The organism is Limnohabitans sp. Rim28 (genome assembly GCF_000293865.2).
Taxonomy (GTDB): domain Bacteria; phylum Pseudomonadota; class Gammaproteobacteria; order Burkholderiales; family Burkholderiaceae_C; genus Limnohabitans_A.
On record NZ_ALKN02000034.1, the window covers coordinates 1 to 3,296 of the forward strand.

The following is a 3,296-nucleotide window of genomic DNA, read 5'->3' on the forward strand; positions in this document are numbered from 1 at the left end:
TTGGTGGCCAACCCGGGTGCCAGCGCACCGGGGGGCTTCTCGCGCATCAGCAGCATCGAAGCGATCGATCTGGCCAGCGACAGCGCAAGCAACACGCTCAAACTCTCGGCCCGCGATGTGCAAGACATGGCAGGCATGAACCTGATCCGCCTGGGCACATCGGCCGACGGGCAAAGCTGGGCCAGTGGCACCTACACGCTGCAGGCCACCATGGCCTACCGCCAGTTGGTGGTGACGGGTGATGCAGGCGATGCGGTGAACCTCGATGACAACAGCTATGCGTCCTCGGGCACGGTCACCGCAGGTGGCACCACCTACAACGTCTACACCAGCGAGAGCACCCGAACCCAGGTGTTTGTGCAAAACGGCGTGACGATGCAGGAGGTGTTGGTCCCCACGCTCAGCAGCGTGGTCATCAGCGCCACGGGCGCCTCGGGCAGCTTGCTCAACGCTGGCGATGTGGTGACGGTAACGGCCACCTACAGCGAAGCGGTGAACGGCCAACCCACCACAGCGCCGACCTTGACGATAGGGTCTGAGACCGGCATCACCTTGACCCCCTTGGTGACCACGGGCAACACCCGCATCTGGACCTACACCATCACCAACACAGGCACGACCGACACGGGCAGCATCGCCGTGGTGGGCAATATGGTGGCAGGCCTCACCGATACAGCAGGCAACGCAGTCAGCGGCAGCACGCCTGTTGCCACGGGCAGCTTCACGGCTGACACCACAGCGCCTACGTTGCTAACCGCAACAGCAACCCCCACCGATCTGACGGGTTTGAGCGTGGGCGAAACCGTGACTCTGACCCTGACCTTCAGCGAAAGCGTCAGCGGCCTCACCTCGGGTAGCGCCAGCGGCATCTTCACCGTAGGCGGCAATGCCGTCAGCGCCACCTGGGCCGGCAGCGGCAACACCCGCACTTTGACGTATACCGTTCCTTCTGGACACAACGGCCAGATTGCGATCGACGAGACTGTGCTCAGAACAACTTTGTTGGCCGCCGGCATGATCGACACAGCGGGCAACGCCCTGAGCATCAGCGGAGCTATCGCCGACATCGATGCCACGCCACTGCCCTTGGTTGATACATTGGCACCCACCTTGCTGTCCAGCACACCGGCTGACCAAGATTTCTTGCGAACCGATGCCAACATCACCCTGACTTTCGGCGAAGCGATTGAGCTGGGCACGGGCACCATCACGCTCAAGGCCCTGGATGGCGCGGCCGACGTGGTGATCGATGTGGCCAACCACAGCGCTCAGTTGTCTATTTCGGGCAACACACTGACCATCAACCCCACGGCCGCGCTGGAGGCCGGCAAACAGTACGCGGTGCAGATCAGCAGCACGGCTATCCGGGACACGGCAGGCACCGCGTTTGCCGGCCTGGCCGATACCACCACGCTCAACTTTGCGACCCTGACGGCTGGCAACGGCGTTGCGGCCGATCAGGTGGCCAAGGGCTATGGTGGCTTTGTGGTCAATGGCGCGGCAGCGGGAGATGAGTTGGGCTCTCGCGTGACAAGCGTCGGCGACGTCAACGGTGACGGCTTTGCCGATTTCGTCGTCAGTGCACCCTTTGCCGATGCCTCTGCCAGCGGCACTGGGCGCGCCTATGTGGTGTTTGGCAAGGCTGGCACCACGCCCGTCAACGTGGCAGACCTGGCTACCGCACAAACCGGTTTTGCCATCCACGGCGAAGCGGCGGGCGATAAGCTCGGTTGGAATGTGTCTTCGGCAGGTGACCTCAACGGCGACGGCCTGGGGGATGTGCTCATTGGGGCATACGACGCGAATGGTACTGCGGGCCGTGCCTATGTGGTGTACGGCAAGACCGACAGCACTACGGTCGAATTGTCGGATCTGGTCAGTGGGACGAACAGCGCAAAAGGTTTTGTCTTGAACGGTCAGTTCGCTAACGATCACGCCAACGTGGTGGCTGGTCTTGGAGACTTTAATGGCGATGGTTTTGATGACCTGCTGGTGAGCGCCCCGTTGCGCGGCAGTGGTTTAGATCCAAACGACCAGGCTGGTCGCAGTTATGTGGTCTTGGGCCGGTCCAACAACACCAATGTGGACTTGCAGACGGTCGGCAGCAGCACTGCAGGTTTTCAGATGTATGAAAATTCACCCCAGGCATACCTCGGTTTGCGTAGCTCGGCTGTTGGCGATGTCAACGGCGATGGTTTGGCCGATTTGGTACTGGGTTCGACTACCGGTAATAACAGCAGCGTTTTGTTTTCGGGGCGCAGCTATGTGGTGTTTGGCCGCACTGGCAGTGGCCTCATCAATTTGTCCGACGTGTTAAGCGGCAACTCGGGCTTTGCCATCAATGGTGAATCTTACGATGACCGCATGGAAGCACCCACAGCGGCCGGGGATGTGAACGGCGACGGCCTGGCCGACCTGGCGGTGGCGGCAAGTAAGTCTGATCCTGGCGGTCGCAACGATGCAGGCCGGGTGTATGTGGTGTTTGGCAAAACCAATGGCGATCTCGTGCACGCCAGCAACATCAGTGCAGGCACTGGCGCAGGCTATGTCATCAATGGTGAATCTGCGGATGATCAATTGTCGGAGGCATCGCATGTGGGCGATGTCAACGGTGACGGCTTGGCCGACTTGCTGGTGGGTGCATGGGGCGCTGACACGACGGCTGGCTCGGACACCGGCAAGGCCTGGGTGGTGTACGGCAAAACCACGCAAAGCGCCATCGAACTGTCCGATGTGAGTGCAGGCATTGGCGGTTTCGCCATCCATGGGGCTGCAGAAAACGACGAACTTGGCATTTCGGTTTCTGCCGCCGGCGACATCAACGGAGACGGTTTTTCCGATCTGTTGGTAGGGGCATACGGCGTGAACAATTACTCAGGCCGCGCCTACGTCATCTTCGGCGGCCAGCAAGACCGCAGCGTGGTGGACTTCCTGGGCACGGCCAGCGCCAACAGCCTCACAGGCACGAGTGCTGCCGAAACCTTTGCTGGTGGCGATGGCAACGACACCATCAGCGGTGGTGGTGGCTCGGACGTGATCTGGGCCGGGCGGGGCGACGACACGGTGGTGCTCAACAGCGCCAACGTCACCGCCCTTCAATCAGCGCTGGGGGCGGGCGGCAACACCACCCAGCTCGCCCGTGTGGACGGCGGCACGGGGTTTGACACGCTGCGCCTCAATGGCAGCCACCTGGACCTGACCTTGGTGGCCAACCCGGGTGCCAGCGCACCGGGGGGCTTCTCGCGCATCAGCAGCATCGAAGCGATCGATCTGGCCAGCGACAGCGCAAGCAACAC

At 61.8% G+C, this 3,296-nt stretch carries 1 protein-coding gene; it reads left to right on the top strand.

From position 1 onward, the window contains the following. Nucleotides 1-3,296: S-layer family protein (locus B472_RS16665; protein ID WP_133176139.1), on the top strand; the 3,296-nt coding region annotated here is incomplete at both ends.